The sequence below is a fragment of the Rhizobium grahamii CCGE 502 genome, assembly GCF_000298315.2.
In the GTDB taxonomy this organism is placed as follows: domain Bacteria; phylum Pseudomonadota; class Alphaproteobacteria; order Rhizobiales; family Rhizobiaceae; genus Rhizobium; species Rhizobium grahamii.
In genome coordinates, this window is the sequence record NZ_AEYE02000031.1 from 243,520 (window position 1) to 258,866 (window position 15,347).

A 15,347-nucleotide genomic window follows, 5' to 3' on the forward strand; every position below is an offset into this window, starting at 1 on the left:
CAATTCGTTTCACAAACCGTCGGTTCGTCATGACAAATTCCAACACTCCAAAAGCCGATCCCGGTCATCGCTTCAGCCGCCGGCTGTTCTCGCCGATCCTTGCCGGTGCCACGCTGCGCGAACGCATGTTTGCCTGCCTTGGGGCTCTGATCGCGATTGCGTTGACAGGCCTGGTGTGTGGCTATTTCTTCGGGCAGGGCTCGCACCTGCCGCTGATCGTCGCGCCGATGGGCGCTTCGGCCGTGCTGCTTTTCGCCGTGCCGGCAAGTCCGCTGGCGCAGCCGTGGTCGATTATCGGCGGCAACACGATCTCCGCGATGATGGGCATTATCGCAGCGCACTTCATCCATGAGCCGATCATTGCGATCGGCGTCGGTGTATCGCTGGCCATCGCCGCGATGTCGTTTACCCGCTGCCTGCATCCGCCAGGCGGCGCCGCGGCGCTGACGGCTGTGCTTGGCGGACCCGCGGTGGCAAGTTGGGGCCTGCTTTTTCCTTTCGTGCCGGTGGCGCTGAATTCCTGCATCCTGGTCGCGCTCGGCATTCTCTTTCACAAGCTCGGACGGCGAAACTATCCGCACGTCACCACCCCGGCCCCGGTCAATACGCATCAGACGATCGATCCGCCGTCCGCGGTGCGGATCGGTTTCCGCGAAGAAGACGTCGATGCGGCATTGGCGAAGTTCGAGGAAACCTTCGACATCGACCGCGGCGACCTCAGCCGCCTGCTGCGGCAGGTCGAGGTCGAGGCGGTGGTTCGTTCGCACGGCACCGTCAGCTGCGCCGACATCATGTCGCGCGATGTGATCGCGGTCGAAGAGAACGCCACGGCGGAGAAAGCGCGCGCACTGCTTCTGAAGCACAACGTTCGCACATTGCCCGTGAAGGATGGAAGCGGGCGTTTGATCGGCACGGTCGGGCTGCGGGAACTGGTGCAGGCCGAGCGGCTTTCCGATCACATTGCGACAGCCGCGACCGCTTCCCCGGATGCACCGGCCATCAGCCTGCTGCCCGACTTGACGGATGGGCGCACCCACGCCGTCGTCATTGTGGATGCCGGCGGTTACGTGCTCGGGTTGATCTCGCAAACGGACTTGCTGAGCGCCATGGCCCATATGCTGCCGGAACAGACGCCGCGCATCGCGGCCTGAATGATACCGGAGCCTGCAGATCTCTGATTGGTAGCCAGGGGATCGGGAGTGCGCCAGCGCTGGCGCACCGTATCGTCTGAGAGAGGATTGGGCCGAGCCGCAATGCCTCAAGCTACATTGTCATACATTTAGTCCGAAATCTGAAATATCGACAATACGTCGGCCGACCAGATTGCCTACGCCCCCCAGTCGATACCTCCCAATGTTTTCAGGACGGGGTGTGTCATAAACCCAAAAGGAGCGACCGCATGAACCGTCGTATCATTTCCACTTTTGCAATTGCCTTCGCCACCAGTGCCATCGCTTTCGCCGCGCAGTCCGCGGAGATCAAGAATATCGTCATCGTTCACGGCGCCTTCGCCGACGGGTCCAGTTGGCGCAAGGCCACGGAAATCCTGGAGCGGCGCGGCTTTCATGTGACCGTCGTGCAAGAGCCTCTATCATCGCTCGCCGACGATGTTGCGGCAACGAAACGCGTGCTGGATCTGCAGGATGGACCTGCACTACTGGTCGGTCACAGCTACGGCGGCATGGTCATCACGGAAGCGGGGAATGATCCGCACGTCGAGGGGCTCGTTTACGTAGCGGCCTTCCAGCCTGACAAGGGCGAAAATGTAGGCACGCTTGCCGGCTCAAAGCCACCCGCTTCAAACAGCATCAAGGAAACCAAGGACGCCAAGTACCTCTATCTGGACCCAAGCGCCTTTCACGCCGATTTCGCCGCCGATGTGCCAAAGGCGGACGCTGCCTTTCTCGCCCAGTCGCAGGTCTTTGCAGCCAAAGAGGTCTTTGGCGCGACAGTCGGCGATCCAGCCTGGCGGTCAAAGAAGAGCTGGTCGATCGTGGCGACCGAGGACCGTGCCATCAACCCCGAACTCGAGCGGACGATGGCAAAGCGCGCCGGAAGCGCGGCGACCGAGATCAAGGCCAGTCATGCCGTCTTCGCGTCACAGCCGAAGAAGGTCGCCGATGTGATCGAGAAGGCCGCCAAGGAAGCCGGAAAATAAGCTCTGCTCGAGCGTCACTCCGGCACAAAAAAAGCCGCCGAGCGGGTCGGCGGCTTTAAAGGCACTGCTCTGAGAAATCAGCCTTCCGGCGGGGCCTCGATCATGCCGAGCGCATGCAGGTAGGTGTCGAGGATTGCGTCTTCTTCCATACGCTCCTGCTCGTCCTTCTTGCGCAGCGCAACGACCTTCTTGAGGATCTTGGTATCGAAGCCCATGCCCTTCGCTTCGCCGTAGACGTCCTTGATGTCGTCGGCGATGGTCTTCTTTTCTTCTTCCAGGCGTTCAATGCGCTCCACAAAGGCGCGAAGCTGATCGCGGGCGACGCCATGAGCATCAGACATCGTGTTCTCCTGATTGGGGGTGTAAAATTCGGATGGCGTTGACTGCCGCGAAGCGTGCCCGGGGTCAAGCCGATTCGAGACGCGAGGGAATTATTTGTGCGGCTTGTTCAGTTCAAATGCGGCTTTTTGCTCCGCCGAGGCATCGCTCTGGTGGAGGTTTTTCCAATCCTCGTACGGCATGCCGTAGACGATTTCGCGCGATTCGTCCTTCGAGAGCGGAACTCCGTCCGCCTCAGCCGCCTCGCGGTACCAGTTCGACAGGCAGTTGCGGCAGAAGCCGGCGAGATTCATCAGGTCGATATTCTGGACGTCGCCACGTTCACGCAGATGCTCCACGAGGCGACGAAAAGCCGCAGCCTCGAATTCGGTCTGCTGTTGCTTGCTTAGTGCAACCATCCTGGTCTCCTTCATTCGTACGGTCCGGTGCGCGACACGTGCACATTATACTCGTGCAGGGCCGGATCAGCGTTCATTGTCTGGAAGATCGGTGCCAGACGCTCGGCCCATGCCGTAATGCCGGCCTCATCGCCGATCAGATCCTGGCGCACCTCGAGCAAAAGGTGGGGGATACCGGTCAGCATGCAATGCCGATACATCGTGTCGCCCTTCAGTGCGCCATCGTAAGGCTCGTTGTCTCCGACCACGAGATCGGGATCGCTGCGTAGCATATCAAGCAGGGGCGCGACGGCACGATGGTCGGTGTCCCACAAAACGGCAGCGTGCCAAGGGCGTGGGAAGGCTTTCCAAAACGGCGTATAGGAATGAAGGGATAGAACGAGCGGCGCCTTGCCGGTCTTGTTCGCGACCATGTCAATCGTTTCGCTGACGGCGTTATGATAGGGCCTGTGGAACGTCTCGATCCGATAATTCCACTCTTCGGCGGTGATCGGATGATTGCCGGGAACAACGGCGCCGTCCGAAATCTTCATGATCAGCGTGGGGTCGTCTTCGCCTCGATTCGGATCGATCAACAGTCGCGAAAAGCCGCCCAGGACAGCGGGCACATCGAGCCTCGCGGAGAGTTTGCGGACCAATCCCTCGATGCCGATGTCATAGGCTATATGTCGTTCGAACGCGTTGTCCGGCAGGCCCAGCCTGCCATAGCGCTCCGGCAGCCGGTTCATTGCATGATCACCGAGCAGCACCATGCCCTTGTCATGATCGCCGGCTAGTAGTTCAAAGGATTTGAAAGAGCTCATGAGGGAAATGGCCGATCGTGGTTACGGGGCAGCCTCTGATCGCACGGGCCGCGGGCGCGTTCAAGCGTACCAGCGAGCAAAGGCGACGGCGTGGTCCAAGTACAGTCAGCCATCCAGAATATAATCGATTAGCATTGCGTTGACATTCGCCGGGAGGCAGCGCAAGAAGGCACACCTAAAATAAAATAATCGGGAGCCCATTGGAAGTCGTGTTGATTCAGACCGCGCCAAGTTTCCTTATGCGTTCCGGGCCGCTTGCCCGTTTTGCACTGTTTGTTCTCGCGGCTTTCTCGCCGTTTTTTATTGCTGATGCGGCTCGTGCCGATTTCCGCGTATGCAACGGAACGCAGAATCTGGTGGGCGTGGCGATTGGGTATCGAGCCAAGGATGGCTGGATGACGGAAGGCTGGTGGCAAGTGCCGGCAACGACCTGCGCGACGCTGATCGAGGGGGAGCTGCAGTCCCGATACTACTATCTCTACGCCGAGGACGCTGCCCGGGGAGGCCGATGGACGGGTGACGTGCAGATGTGCGTAGCGGAAAACGAGTTCAAGATCACGGGTGTCAATGATTGCTACGCCCGTGGCTATCAGAAGATGGGGTTCAAGGAATATGACACGGGCCGCCAGGGCAGCTGGATGGTTCAACTTTCCGATACCCCCGGCACGCAAGAAAGCCCGAATTGATGAAGCGCAACCGCAAAGTTAAAATCCTCGCTACCCTTGGACCCGCCTCGTCCGAGGAATCGATGATCGAGAAGCTGCACCAGGCTGGTGCCGATGTCTTCCGTATCAACATGAGCCACGCCAGCCATGACGTGATGCGCATGCTGATCAAGCGGATCCGCGCCGTCGAAGCCCGCTCCGGCCGCCCGATCGGCATCCTCGCCGACCTGCAAGGCCCGAAGCTGCGCGTCGGCAAGTTCGCCGAAGGCAAGGTTGATTTGAAGCCGGGCGACACTTTTACGCTCGACAACAAGGATGTTCCCGGCGACGCGACCCGCGTATTCCTACCGCATCCGGAAATCCTGGAATCGGTACAGCCCGGCCACCGCCTGCTGATCGACGACGGCAAGCTCGCCCTGCGCGCTGAAAAGTGCGACGGCAAGAGCATCGTCACCACGGTTATCTCCGGCACGAAGATTTCCGACCGCAAGGGTGTCAGCCTTCCCGACACGCTACTGACCGTCGGTGTTCTGACCGACAAGGACCGCACCGACCTCGCAGCCGTTCTCGAAACCGATGACGTCGACTGGGTTGCGCTCTCCTTCGTGCAGCGTCCGGAAGACTTGGCGGAAGTGCGCAAGATCGCGCGCGGTCGCGTCGGCATCATGTCGAAGATCGAAAAGCCGCAGGCGATCGAGCGCATCGAGGAAATCATCGAGCTCTCCGACGCGCTCATGGTTGCCCGTGGTGACCTCGGTGTCGAAATGCCGCTCGAATCCGTTCCGGGTATCCAGAAGCAGCTGATCCGCGCCTGCCGCCGTTCGGGCAAGCCCGTGATCGTCGCCACGCAGATGCTGGAATCGATGATCACCGCACCGGTCCCGACGCGCGCCGAAGTCTCCGACGTCGCGACCGCCGTCTTCGAAGGCGCCGACGCGGTCATGCTGTCGGCCGAATCCGCGTCTGGCGACTATCCGGTTGAAGCGGTCTCGACGATGGCCTCGATCGCCAGCACCATCGAGCGCGAGCCGCACTATCCTGGCATCATCTACGCGCAGCGCGCGCAGCCGGAAGCAACCGGCGCCGACGCGATCTCGCTGGCTGCTCGTCAGATCGCCGAAACGCTGCGTCTGTCCGCTATCGTCTGTTACACCTCGTCGGGCACGACGGGCCTGCGCGCCTCGCGCGAGCGTCCGCAGGTGCCGATCCTGGCGCTGTCGCCGGTCATCCAGACGGCTCGCCGTCTCGCCATCGTCTGGGGCCTGCACTGTGTCGTCACGCATGACGCGACCGACCTCGACGACATGGTCAACCGCGCCTGCCGCATCGTTGCCGACGAAGGCTTCGGCAAGCCGGGTGACCGCATCATCATCTCGGCTGGCGTACCGCTCGGCACGCCAGGTGCCACCAACATGCTGCGCATCGCCTATATCGGCTCCGACGGCCAGAGCGGCATCTAAGGCGCACTAGCCAATAATCATAGAGCCCGCTGCCTTAACAGACGGCGGGCTTTTTGCTGTCCTGAGTCATGGGTGTCTTGCGGCTGGCGGGTGCACATGCAAGGGTCGGCCTCCATGTTCGGGAGGGCATCATGCACATTGTTACACTTCTCGCATTCGTAGCCGTCTCCTTCGTCGCGATTGCGACGCCCGGGCCGACCGTGCTTCTGGCGATGACCAACGGCTCGCGCTACGGCGTTCGCCGGGCGATCCCGGGCATGATCGGCGCGATGCTGTCCGACTTCGTGCTGCTCGGTGCCGTGGCGATCGGTCTCGGCGCGCTTCTCGCAGCGTCGGAATTCTGGTTCTCGATGCTGAAATATGTAGGCGCTGCCTATCTCGCCTTTCTCGGGATCATGATGCTGCGCACGAAGGGCGGCTTCAACGCGGCGCTGAAGCCTGACAACGAGATGACTGGCGGAACCGCCTTTTCGATCGGCCTCAAGAGCTTCATGGTCGCCGTCACCAACCCCAAGGGTTACCTTTTCTTCTCGGCGTTCCTGCCACAGTTCATCAATCCGGCACTGCCGCAGGCGACCCAATATGCCGTGCTGGCGGTGGTCTTTGCGTCGCTCGATTTTCTGATCATGCTCGGTTACGCGGTCTTTGGTTCGCAGGCCGTCCGGCTGCTGAAGACAGCGGGCGCGGTCTGGCTGGAGCGCGCCTGCGGCGGGGCGATGCTGGCGCTGGCGGGGTCGCTTGCGCTCTACCGCCGGGCAACGACCTGACGCCCTAGGGCAGGGACACATGCCCGACACGATAGACCTGACCGGCTCCCGCAATGAGCGGTGCGGAGCGATGCAGGCTGAAGCGCACGGCCGTCCAGTTTGTCGGCTCGAAGGCCGTGACCGAGGCGACGATATCGGCCTGCCGCGCTTGTCTCTGCGCGCGCCCGATTTCGTCGTCTCTGATTTCGGCAAGCGAGGCGTAGGGTTCGATGGCGATCGTCTCCTCGGTGGCGAACTTGGCCTCTGCCACTGGAGGCGTGGTTTGCGCTTGCCAGACAATCCAGGTCGTCACCCGGGGCCAGCCGAAGGATTGCGTCAGTGCTTCGAAGCCGGGGCCGGTGAGGAAGTCGCTGGCGCGTTCCGGCTGCTGCCAGAGATAGAAGGGCGCGTAGAGGTTTTCGCGGGAGCCGAACTCGCCCTTGCGGGCGCTGAGGTATGCCTTGAAGCCGAGGCCGGGAAAGCCGTCGAGCATCGGTCCCTTGTCGCGGATGCGCCGGTCGATGATCGACATGTCGTAATCGGCCGGCAGGGTGAAGCTGTATTGCATTGCCATCATGAGAGAACCTCCACCGGCTCCAGCCAGTCGACGATACGGCCGGCCTCAGTTGCCTGGATGCTGATGTAGCTGAAAGGGCTGTCAGGCGTCGCGCCGTGCCAGTGCTTTTCGCCGGCGGCGAACCAGACTGCATCTCCGGCACGCAATTCCTCCACCGCGCGGCCTTCGCGTTGCGCTAGGCCCTTACCCGATAAAGCATAAAGCAGCTGCCCGCGCGGATGCGTGTGCCAGTGCGTGATCGTACCGGGATCGAGGCTTGCCCGCACCGCGGTGTTCTCGCCATCGGCTGCGCCTCCCAGCAGTATCTCGACCCAGAAGGGCGCGGTCGCAATATCGACGGGCGAGCGGACGACATTGCCCGGACGCTGGATCGTCATCTGTTCAGGGTTGCCCATCATGCGGCGCTCCCGAAGGCGCGGGCTTCCCAGCCGGGTTCGCTCATCTGCGCCGTTCCATCGCCGAACGACCACTCATCCGGTGAGGTGGTGGTAACGACGATCATGATGTCTTCCGGCCGGATGCCCGGCGATACCCCGAGGAGTTCGGCGGCGCGCTTGAAGAAGGCCTGCCGGGTCTCGGTCGAGCGAGGCTTCCCGGCGGTGATGGCGAAAAGCACGAAGTCGTCGGAACGTGGTCCGGCGAGATAGTTCGGGTCGAAGATCAGTTCGCCCGGTTCATGCTGGTGGATGACCTGGAAACGGTCGGCAGGCGGCACGTTGAATGTCTCGACCATGGCGCGATGAATGCTGTCCGAAACGGCGCGAAGATAGTCCGGCGACTTGCCGCGCAACAGAGAGATACGAACGAAAGGCATGACGGCCTCCTTTGAGTGAATTCTTGACAGGAGGAGCATCGCACGCCACGATGATGCAGAAAATCAGAATTATATGAATTTATGATCCAGAAAAACAGGATGATTCGATGCGGCGGACGATCTTCGATCTCGATGTGCTCAGGACATTCGCGACCGGAATGGAGCTCGGCAACTTCGCGCGGGCAGCCGACCGGCTCGGGCGTTCGACCTCGGCGGTCAGCGCCCAGTTGAAGAAGCTGGAGGAGCAGGCCGGTACGCCGATCTTTCGCAAGGCGGGGCGGGGGCTCGCGCTCACCGATGCCGGCGAGACGATGCTGGCCTATGCGCGTCGCCTGCTGGAGCTCAACGACGAGGCGGCCGCAGCCGTGCAGAGTATCGAGCTCGAGGGCTGGGTCAGGCTCGGATTGCAGGAGGATTTCGGCGAGACCCTTTTGCCCGAGGTGCTCGGCCGTTTTGCGCGTGCGCATCCGAAGGTCCGTATCGAGGCGCGGGTGGTGCGCAATGTCGAGCTGATAGAGCGGGTCACCTCGGGCAAGCTCGACCTGGCGCTGGCATGGAGCGATGGCACGCTGACGCCGCATTGCGAGAAGATCGCAGAGGTGCCGATGCGCTGGATCGGACCAGCGGATGGGGCGGTCGACTGGAGCCTCGGTAGCGGCGAGCCGGTACCGCTTGCCTCGCTCGAGGCTCCGTGCCTGTTGCGGACGGCGGCGACCAAGGCGCTCGATACGTCGGGCATTCCCTGGCGGCTTGCCTTCGTCAGTCCGAGCCTTGGGGGATTGTGGGCGGCGACGGCTGCCGGGCTCGGTATCAGCATCCGCACGCCGATCGGTCTGCCGCGGAAGGTGAAGCCGCTTGCCGCAAACGATGCCGGTCTGCCCGAGCTTCCATCGCTCGGCCTCGTCGTGCATCGGGCCGAAGCGGAGCCTGGGCCGGCGACGGCGCGGCTTGCGGCCATCATGTTGCAATCGGTCAGGGAGGCTGTCGGCGATGCGGTGCCCTCGGCCATCCAGCCGGCTGCGACAGCCTATGCCTGATATTCGCGCTGTGCGTTTCGGCGGATCGCCTGCGGCGGCTGGCCGAAGGCGCGCAGGAAGGCGCGGCGCATCCTCTCGCGATCCGCGAAACCTGTTTCTGCGGCAACGACATCAATCGGGTGCCGGCCCTGTTCCATCATCAGGCGAGCCGCCTCGAGGCGCAGGTTCTCCACCGCCTTGGCCGGCGACTGCCCTGTCTCGGCACGAAACGTCCGGCTGAACTGACGGGGGCTGAGTGCGGCCGCCTCTGCCAGCTCCTCGACAGACAGCGTGTTCTTCAGGTTGCCGCGCGCATGCGCCAGCGCCTTCTGAATGCGGTCCGATTTCGGCTCCAGCTCGAGCAGCGCGGAGAACTGCGACTGGCCGCCGGCGCGGCGATGATAAACGACCAGCTTGCGAGCGACGGCGCGGGCGATATCGGCGCCGTGATCCTTCTCGACCATGGCGAGCGCCAGATCCACTCCGGCCGTCATGCCGGCCGAGCTCCAGACGGATCCGTCGATGATGAAGATGCGATCCTCCTCGATCCTGACCTGGGGGTAGCGCGATTGCAGCTCGCGGGCGAGGAGCCAGTGTGTCGTGGCGCGACGGCCGTCCAGCACGCCCGCGTCGGCAAGCAGGAAGGCGCCGGTACAGATCGAAGCAACGCGGCGGGAGGCGGCAAGCGCGTTGCGGATGAACTCGCCTTCTCCTGGAGTCGGCAGCTTGATGCCGACGGCACCCGATACCAGCAACGTATCGAAAGCGGGATCGTCGAACCGCGTGGTTTCCATCGTGACGCCGAAGGAGCCCCGTATCGGTCCGCCGGTCTCGGAGAGATAGGCGATGTCATAGGCCTGTTCGCCGAGTTCGAAGTTGGTGAACTCGAAGGCGGAGATGGCGGCGAGGCTCATCATCTGAAAGCCAGGAAAGAGCAGGACGGCTATACGCTGCATCGCTCGAAACTCCATTTGTCCTAAAAGGTGGTTTATATGACATTCAAGACATTGGCAATCAGGCGTAAGACTCTCCTCAAGCCAACAGCAGGCGCTGTTGCCAACACGGAGAACGACAATGACCGAACAGCACAAAGGAACCGCACTCGTTACCGGCGCGTCGTCGGGGATCGGTGCCATCTATGCTCAGCGGCTCGCAAAGCGCGGCTATGATCTCATCCTGGTCGCCCGCAATGCAGAGCGGCTTTCGGAGCTTGCTTCCAAGCTCACCCGGGAAACGGGCAGGACGATTGAAACCATTCCGGCCGATCTCGGCAAGAAGGCCGATCTGGCGCGCGTGGAGGCGGTGCTGAAGAGTGACCGCAGCATCACGCTTCTGGTCAACAACGCCGGCGTCGGTGGCACCGCGCCGCTGCTGGCCTCCGATGTCGACAAGATGCAGGCGATGGTCGATCTCAACGTCACGTCGTTGATGCGGCTGACCTATGCCGCCGTGCCCGGCTTTGTTGCCCGCGGTGGTGGCGCGATCATCAACATCGCGTCGATCGTGGCGATCGCGCCCGAGGTGCTGAACGGCGTCTATGGGGCGAGCAAGGCTTTCGTTCTCGCCTTCAGCCAATCGCTGAAGCACGAACTGGCGGACAAGAACATCCGCATCCAGGCGGTGTTGCCGGGAGCGACGGCGACCGAATTCTGGGGCATTGCCGGCACGCCGGTCGAGCATCTGCCGACCGAAATCGTCATGCAGGCCGAAGACATGGTGGACGCCGCCCTTGCCGGTTTCGACCAGGGCGAGTTCGCGACCATTCCGGCTCTCGAGGATGCCGGATTGCTCAAGGCCTACGAGGATGCTCGCCAGGCGCTGATGCCGAACCTGTCACGCGCCGCACCGGCGGCGCGCTACAAGGCCGCTTAAATAGAACGGGTGAGGCAGGCCTGGCCTGCCTCTATCCGTGCCGGGCGAGTGCTTCGGCGAAGATATCGGCGTCGACGTTGCCTCCCGAGGTGACGACGACGACGTTGTCTTCTTCCAGCTGATCGCCATGGAAGAGTGCTGCGGCAAGTGCCACCGCCCCACCGGGCTCGACAACGATCTTGAGTCGCACAAAGGCGAGCGCCATGGCGCGAAGCGCCTCCTCGTCCGTCACGACGATGCCGGCGCCGGCGAGGCGCTGCAATATCGGAAAGGTGATGTTACCTGGTTGCGGCGTGATGATGGCATCGCAGATCGAGCCGGTCATGGTGGCGTTGCGCTCGATCTTGCCTGATGCCAGCGACCGCGTGAAGTCGTCGAACCCGTCTGGCTCGCAGGGGCGCACGCGGAACGCAGGCGCACTGGCTTCGAGTGCAAGCGCTATCCCCGAGGACAAGCCGCCGCCGCCGCAGGGGACCAATACCTCGGCCGAGTTGATGCCTTCCTCGTCTGCCTGTTCGGCAATTTCCAGACCTGTCGTACCCTGTCCGGCGATCACCTGCGGTTCGTCGAAAGGCTTGATCAGCGTCAGTCCGCGCGCAGCGGAGAGTTCAGCGCCAATGGCGTCGCGATCCTGCGTGGCGCGATCGTAGAGCACGACTTCCGCGCCGAGCGCACGCGTGTTGGCGATCTTCAGTTTTGGTGCGTCCGACGGCATGATGATGACGGACGGCACGCCATGCAGCTTGGCGGCGAGCGCCACGCCCTGCGCGTGATTGCCTGACGAGAAAGCGATGACGCCGCGGCTGCGAACGACAGGATCGAGCGCGGAGACGGCGGACCAGCCGCCACGGAATTTGAAGGAGCCGGTGTGCTGCAAGCACTCGGCCTTCACCAATACCCGCCGTCCGGCAAGCTCATCGATGAAGGGAGAAGAAAGAAGCGGCGTGCGGCGCGCATGTCCGCGCAGGCGGGCGCGGGCGGCAACGATCATTTCAATACTGGCCATGGAGACTCTTTCGAATGACGGTACGCCCCCTGCATAGGACCACACGCGACGCTTGTGAACGGTGACTTTGTCACCGTGACACAAAAAGCGTCGGTTGCGTAGCGACGGCTTCCGATTTGCGACGGCTGCGTCGCCTGAATTCGGTCGGGTTGGTGCCGGTGACGCGCAGGAATTCGCGATTGAAATTCGACTTGCTGATGAAGCCGCAATCGAACATCAGCCGCGTAACCGGCTCGTCCATGTTCACAAGTGCCTGACAAGCCGCGCGGATACGAAAGTCGTTCACATATTGCGAGACGCTGACACCATGGACGCGGTTGACCGCCATCGAAACGCGCCGGGCCGGAAGACTCATCTTGCGGGCGATGCGGCCGAGATTGAGGTCGGGATCACGGTAGAGCTCTCGGGACCGCATCAGATTTTCGAGCGCGTTGGCGATCTCTTCCTATGTCGATAGCCTGGAGCCAAGTGTGCCCGGCGCCCGGCCGCGCGTCAGCATCAAAGGCGATTTCGTCCACGCGCGTATCCGGTGATCAGTATCCGCTGGCGGAACCTTCGGCGGCGCGGCTGTCCATCGCGCCGTAATAGCGTGCTCCGCCGCCCTTCGCGATATCGGCAAGGCTCTTGCCGCCGACAAGGATGCCAGCGGCCTGTCCCCATTGCGGCGGGCCGCTGCCATCGTCCAGCGTGTGCCCCATGGCGATCAATGCCCGGATCGTATCGGGCGATAAGGTGTAGGGCTCGAAGTAGATCTTGTCCGGTTGCCATTGGTGGTGAATGCGCGGAGCGTTGACCGCCTGACTGATGTCCATGCCGAAATCGATGACGTTGAGGATGGCCTCCAGCGTGATGGTGATGATGCGCGAGCCACCGGGGCTGCCGATGACCATGAAGGGTTTGCCGTCCTTGGTCACGATCGTCGGGCTCATGGAGGAGAGCGGCGTCTTCTTCGGTGCGATCGCATTGGCCTCGCCCTGGATGAGCCCGTAAAGATTGGGAACGCCGGGCTTCGAAGTGAAATCGTCCATTTCGTTGTTGAGGAGAACGCCGGTACCGGGAGCGACGACGCCGGCACCGAAGTTGCCGTTCAGCGTGTAAGTGACGGCGACGGCATTTCCTTCGCCGTCGATGATCGAATAATGCGTGGTTTCGACGCTTTCCTTAGCGCCCAGAGGTTTCAGGTTGGCGGAGGTGCCCGCCTTGTAAGGATCGATCTTGGCGCGGATCGCCTTGGCGTAACCTTTGTCGAGCATTGTCGAGACGGGGTTGTCGACGAAGTCAGGGTCGCCAAGGGCGGCGTTGCGGTCGACATAGGCGTAGCGCATCGCCTCAACCATCAGGTGCACCGTCTCGGCTGAGCCGTAGCCGAGGAAGGAAAGAGGATAGTCTTCCAGAACGTTGAGGATTTCGCAGATGATGACGCCGCCCGAGGAGGGAGGCGGCGAGGAGATGATGTCGTAGCCGCGGTAATTGCATTCGATCGGCTTCAGCTCACGTACCGCGTACTGCTCGAAATCCTCCTTGGCGAGAATGCCGCCCTTCGCTTGGCTCGCCTTGACGATCGCCTCTGCCGGCATGCCCTTGTAGAAGGCGTCGGGCCCGGTGTCGGCGATGCCGGATAGAACGGCGGCAAGGTCGGGTTGCACAAGCTTCTCGCCTACGGCGTACGGTTTGCCCTCCGCTTTCAGAAAAATCTTTGCCGCGGCCTCGTCCTTGGCGAGCCGCTTCGCGCTACCGCCAATACTGGCGACGTCGCCCTGTTCCAGCGTGAAGCCTTCCTTGGCGTAGCGGATGGCGGGCGCCAGCAGATCCTGCCGCGACTTTGTGCCGTACTTCTCGCGGGCCATCTCGAAGCCCTTGACGGATCCTGGCACGCCGACGGCGAGATAGCCGTCGAGGCTGGCACGGGGAACGATATCGCCCTTGCCGTCAAGATACATGGTCTTGGTAGCTGCCAATGGCGCGCGCTCGCGGAAATCGAGGAATGTCGTCTTGCCGTCCTTCAGCCGGATCGTCATGAAGCCGCCGCCACCGAGATTGCCGGCCGTCGGATAGACGACGGCGAGCGCGTAGCCGACGGCGACCGCCGCATCGACGGCATTGCCGCCATTTTTCAGCATATCGACGCCGACATCGGTTGCCAGGTGCTGGGCGGTTACGACCATACCGTGCTCGGCCTCGACCGGCGCCGGTGAAGCGGCGAACGCCGATGGCGCGAGAGCAAATGAGAGCGCCGCGACGACGGCAGATATCCGAAAATAGGGGTGATCCATGACTTCCCTCAAAGCATGATAGTGCAATGGATATGGGACGCAGCGAGCGCTCGGCAATGTGGGCATCCGCCGAGGTTGGTACATTAGAACGTGCTGTTTGTCAGTTTCCCGTTGTTACCGGCGGTGTCAGCCCGGCCGGGTGGCCGAAAGGCGCAACGGTGTCCGCCGGTTGTGCAGGTTCTTCAACGATCAGGCGACGTTCTGCCTGGCGCGCGAGGGCCTGCAGGTCACGAGCAGCGCCGCCGATCTTCTCCATGGCGGCAACGGCGACATCGGTGACCACGTAGTCTGGCTTATGGCCAAGGCCGCGGATCATGACCAGCTCCGAACCGGCGATATCACGGGCCAGACCCTGCGAATGAAGGTGTTCCCAAACGATGCCGTCGCTGTCGCCGGTGACGATGACGGTTGGCGCGGTGATGCTGGCGTATTGCGGAGAATGCGCCTTGAGATAAGGCAGGAGGCGCATGCAATCGACGGCGTTATTGTAGAAGGCAGTCGGGCGAAGCACCAGGGTCGGTCCCGTCTTCGCGATGTAATCATCCGGGCGTGGATTGGGCCGGAAGACATTCAATGTCGCTTGTTCGAGGCGCCGCAGGCCGAGCGGCACGACGATTGTGTGGTTGAAGAGCCAGCCAAGTACGGGCATCGCCGCGACATTATAGTACCAGTCCAGTCCGCCAGGCCAGGGATGCGTCGCTGGAGCGAGGAAGAGCAGGCCCTCGGTCATCTCGGGGTGGCGGACGCCGAAAGCGGCGGCAATAGCGCCGCCGAAGGAATGACCGACGATAATGGCCCGCTTGATGCCTCGTTTTTTCATCAGTTTCGCGATCGCGTCCGCCTGCCCCGAGGGCAGGGCATTCTCGGAAGCGCCGCGCTCCGAATAACCATGACCCGGGCGGTCAACGAACAGCATTTCGGCACGGCCCTCCAACGGCTGCAGGAAGGCACCGACTTGGTCAAGCAGATTTCCGGCCGCACCGTGGATGAATACGAGCGGCGGCAGATCGGCAGTTTTGGGACGAGGGACGTGAAAGGCATTCAGCCGATATCCGCCGATATCCGTCAGTTGGCCGATGTTCGGACAATCGGCCTCGAACCGCCGTTCCTTGTAGGCGGAGTAGCCAAGAGCGGCGGCAACAGAGGCAATGAAAACGGAAGCTTCGGCAAGCATGGCAATATCTGCTGAGATCACATAACCGACGCGTAAGATTGGGCTG

At 62.3% G+C, this 15,347-nt stretch carries 18 protein-coding genes; 7 read left to right on the forward strand and 11 right to left on the reverse strand.

What is annotated here, in order from left to right:
- The first annotated feature begins 29 nt into the window (after window positions 1-29).
- Window positions 30-1,151 carry an HPP family protein gene (locus RGCCGE502_RS25690; protein WP_016557130.1) on the forward strand — a complete coding sequence of 374 codons (1,122 nt, stop codon included), beginning with the start codon at window positions 30-32 and terminating at the stop codon, window positions 1,149-1,151.
- Window positions 1,152-1,399: 248 nt separating this feature from the next.
- Window positions 1,400-2,158, forward strand: a complete 759-nt coding sequence (locus RGCCGE502_RS25695) for an alpha/beta fold hydrolase (RefSeq protein WP_016557131.1) — start codon at window positions 1,400-1,402, stop codon at window positions 2,156-2,158.
- A 77-nt stretch (window positions 2,159-2,235) separates the two neighbouring features.
- On the opposite strand, the gene RGCCGE502_RS25700 is transcribed toward RGCCGE502_RS25695, so the two are convergent.
- The 3 genes from RGCCGE502_RS25700 to RGCCGE502_RS25710 all read right to left on the reverse strand — a co-directional run bounded on the left by RGCCGE502_RS25700 (window position 2,236) and on the right by RGCCGE502_RS25710 (window position 3,698).
- On the reverse strand, window positions 2,236-2,499 hold the full coding sequence (locus RGCCGE502_RS25700) for a DUF2312 domain-containing protein (RefSeq protein WP_007527482.1): 264 nt from the start codon (window positions 2,497-2,499) through the stop codon (window positions 2,236-2,238).
- Window positions 2,500-2,589: 90 nt separating this feature from the next.
- Entirely contained in the window at window positions 2,590-2,895 is a 306-nt protein-coding gene (locus tag RGCCGE502_RS25705; RefSeq protein ID WP_016557132.1) for a DUF1244 domain-containing protein, read from the reverse strand.
- Between the two features lie 11 nt (window positions 2,896-2,906).
- Window positions 2,907-3,698: an N-formylglutamate amidohydrolase gene (locus tag RGCCGE502_RS25710; protein ID WP_016557133.1), complete on the reverse strand. Its 792-nt coding sequence runs from the start codon at window positions 3,696-3,698 to the stop codon at window positions 2,907-2,909.
- A gap of 200 nt (window positions 3,699-3,898) precedes the next feature.
- Here RGCCGE502_RS25710 and RGCCGE502_RS25715 point away from each other — a divergent pair, with 200 nt between their 5' ends.
- From RGCCGE502_RS25715 to RGCCGE502_RS25725, 3 genes are all read left to right on the forward strand, one after another.
- On the forward strand, window positions 3,899-4,384 hold the full coding sequence (locus RGCCGE502_RS25715; protein ID WP_016557134.1) for a DUF1036 domain-containing protein: 486 nt from the start codon (window positions 3,899-3,901) through the stop codon (window positions 4,382-4,384).
- Window positions 4,384-5,823 (forward strand): pyruvate kinase, encoded by a 1,440-nt coding sequence (gene pyk / locus RGCCGE502_RS25720; protein WP_016557135.1) that lies wholly within the window; start codon window positions 4,384-4,386, stop codon window positions 5,821-5,823. Before RGCCGE502_RS25715 ends, pyk begins: the two co-directional genes overlap by 1 nt.
- 131 nt (window positions 5,824-5,954) lie before the next feature.
- Complete coding sequence (locus tag RGCCGE502_RS25725; RefSeq protein ID WP_016557136.1) at window positions 5,955-6,590, forward strand: LysE family translocator; 636 nt, start codon at window positions 5,955-5,957, stop codon at window positions 6,588-6,590.
- A 4-nt stretch (window positions 6,591-6,594) separates the two neighbouring features.
- Here RGCCGE502_RS25725 and RGCCGE502_RS25730 read toward each other — a convergent pair whose 3' ends face one another.
- The 3 genes from RGCCGE502_RS25730 to RGCCGE502_RS25740 are packed head-to-tail and all read right to left on the reverse strand — an operon-like array spanning window position 6,595 to window position 7,960.
- Window positions 6,595-7,146 (reverse strand): DUF4865 family protein, encoded by a 552-nt coding sequence (locus RGCCGE502_RS25730; protein WP_016557137.1) that lies wholly within the window; start codon window positions 7,144-7,146, stop codon window positions 6,595-6,597.
- Window positions 7,143-7,544 carry a cupin domain-containing protein gene (locus RGCCGE502_RS25735; RefSeq protein WP_019280711.1) on the reverse strand — a complete coding sequence of 134 codons (402 nt, stop codon included), beginning with the start codon at window positions 7,542-7,544 and terminating at the stop codon, window positions 7,143-7,145. The genes RGCCGE502_RS25730 and RGCCGE502_RS25735 overlap by 4 nt, the downstream gene beginning before the upstream one ends.
- A complete protein-coding gene (locus RGCCGE502_RS25740; RefSeq protein WP_016557139.1) occupies window positions 7,541-7,960 on the reverse strand; it encodes a tautomerase family protein in 420 nt (139 codons plus the stop codon). Before RGCCGE502_RS25740 ends, RGCCGE502_RS25735 begins: the two co-directional genes overlap by 4 nt.
- Window positions 7,961-8,067: 107 nt before the next feature.
- On the opposite strand from RGCCGE502_RS25740, the gene RGCCGE502_RS25745 reads away from it, so the two are divergent.
- Window positions 8,068-8,997 (forward strand): LysR substrate-binding domain-containing protein, encoded by a 930-nt coding sequence (locus RGCCGE502_RS25745; RefSeq protein ID WP_016557140.1) that lies wholly within the window; start codon window positions 8,068-8,070, stop codon window positions 8,995-8,997.
- On the opposite strand, the gene RGCCGE502_RS25750 is transcribed toward RGCCGE502_RS25745, so the two are convergent.
- Window positions 8,988-9,932, reverse strand: coding sequence for a GlxA family transcriptional regulator (locus RGCCGE502_RS25750; protein WP_016557141.1), 945 nt, complete (start codon window positions 9,930-9,932; stop codon window positions 8,988-8,990). The genes RGCCGE502_RS25745 and RGCCGE502_RS25750 overlap by 10 nt on opposite strands.
- A 118-nt stretch (window positions 9,933-10,050) precedes the next feature.
- Here RGCCGE502_RS25750 and RGCCGE502_RS25755 point away from each other — a divergent pair, with 118 nt between their 5' ends.
- Window positions 10,051-10,848: an SDR family NAD(P)-dependent oxidoreductase gene (locus RGCCGE502_RS25755; RefSeq protein ID WP_016557142.1), complete on the forward strand. Its 798-nt coding sequence runs from the start codon at window positions 10,051-10,053 to the stop codon at window positions 10,846-10,848.
- 31 nt (window positions 10,849-10,879) lie between these two features.
- Here RGCCGE502_RS25755 and RGCCGE502_RS25760 read toward each other — a convergent pair whose 3' ends face one another.
- From RGCCGE502_RS25760 to RGCCGE502_RS25775, 4 genes are all read right to left on the reverse strand, one after another.
- Window positions 10,880-11,854, reverse strand: coding sequence for a threonine ammonia-lyase (locus RGCCGE502_RS25760; RefSeq protein WP_016557143.1), 975 nt, complete (start codon window positions 11,852-11,854; stop codon window positions 10,880-10,882).
- 70 nt (window positions 11,855-11,924) lie between these two features.
- Window positions 11,925-12,269, reverse strand: coding sequence for a helix-turn-helix domain-containing protein (locus RGCCGE502_RS25765; RefSeq protein WP_016557144.1), 345 nt, complete (start codon window positions 12,267-12,269; stop codon window positions 11,925-11,927).
- A 118-nt stretch (window positions 12,270-12,387) separates the two neighbouring features.
- The gene (gene ggt / locus RGCCGE502_RS25770) at window positions 12,388-14,127 is read right to left on the reverse strand and encodes a gamma-glutamyltransferase (RefSeq protein WP_016557145.1); all 1,740 of its coding nucleotides are present in this window, start codon (window positions 14,125-14,127) and stop codon (window positions 12,388-12,390) included.
- Between the two features lie 100 nt (window positions 14,128-14,227).
- The gene (locus RGCCGE502_RS25775; protein ID WP_016557146.1) at window positions 14,228-15,301 is read right to left on the reverse strand and encodes an alpha/beta fold hydrolase; all 1,074 of its coding nucleotides are present in this window, start codon (window positions 15,299-15,301) and stop codon (window positions 14,228-14,230) included.
- Window positions 15,302-15,347: the final 46 nt, after the last annotated feature.

Coding starts and splice junctions, on each gene's coding strand:
- RGCCGE502_RS25730 (WP_016557137.1), bottom strand. CDS start 7,146: ATGATGGCAATGCAATACAGCTTCACCCTGCCGGCCGATTACGACATG.
- RGCCGE502_RS25690 (WP_016557130.1), top strand. CDS start 30: ATGACAAATTCCAACACTCCAAAAGCCGATCCCGGTCATCGCTTCAGC.
- pyk (WP_016557135.1), top strand. CDS start 4,384: ATGAAGCGCAACCGCAAAGTTAAAATCCTCGCTACCCTTGGACCCGCC.
- RGCCGE502_RS25700 (WP_007527482.1), bottom strand. CDS start 2,499: ATGTCTGATGCTCATGGCGTCGCCCGCGATCAGCTTCGCGCCTTTGTG.
- RGCCGE502_RS25765 (WP_016557144.1), bottom strand. CDS start 12,269: ATGCGGTCCCGAGAGCTCTACCGTGATCCCGACCTCAATCTCGGCCGC.
- RGCCGE502_RS25775 (WP_016557146.1), bottom strand. CDS start 15,301: ATGCTTGCCGAAGCTTCCGTTTTCATTGCCTCTGTTGCCGCCGCTCTT.
- ggt (WP_016557145.1), bottom strand. CDS start 14,127: ATGGATCACCCCTATTTTCGGATATCTGCCGTCGTCGCGGCGCTCTCA.
- RGCCGE502_RS25735 (WP_019280711.1), bottom strand. CDS start 7,544: ATGATGGGCAACCCTGAACAGATGACGATCCAGCGTCCGGGCAATGTC.
- RGCCGE502_RS25750 (WP_016557141.1), bottom strand. CDS start 9,932: ATGCAGCGTATAGCCGTCCTGCTCTTTCCTGGCTTTCAGATGATGAGC.
- RGCCGE502_RS25705 (WP_016557132.1), bottom strand. CDS start 2,895: ATGGTTGCACTAAGCAAGCAACAGCAGACCGAATTCGAGGCTGCGGCT.
- RGCCGE502_RS25695 (WP_016557131.1), top strand. CDS start 1,400: ATGAACCGTCGTATCATTTCCACTTTTGCAATTGCCTTCGCCACCAGT.
- RGCCGE502_RS25710 (WP_016557133.1), bottom strand. CDS start 3,698: ATGAGCTCTTTCAAATCCTTTGAACTACTAGCCGGCGATCATGACAAG.
- RGCCGE502_RS25725 (WP_016557136.1), top strand. CDS start 5,955: ATGCACATTGTTACACTTCTCGCATTCGTAGCCGTCTCCTTCGTCGCG.
- RGCCGE502_RS25745 (WP_016557140.1), top strand. CDS start 8,068: ATGCGGCGGACGATCTTCGATCTCGATGTGCTCAGGACATTCGCGACC.
- RGCCGE502_RS25760 (WP_016557143.1), bottom strand. CDS start 11,854: ATGGCCAGTATTGAAATGATCGTTGCCGCCCGCGCCCGCCTGCGCGGA.
- RGCCGE502_RS25755 (WP_016557142.1), top strand. CDS start 10,051: ATGACCGAACAGCACAAAGGAACCGCACTCGTTACCGGCGCGTCGTCG.
- RGCCGE502_RS25740 (WP_016557139.1), bottom strand. CDS start 7,960: ATGCCTTTCGTTCGTATCTCTCTGTTGCGCGGCAAGTCGCCGGACTAT.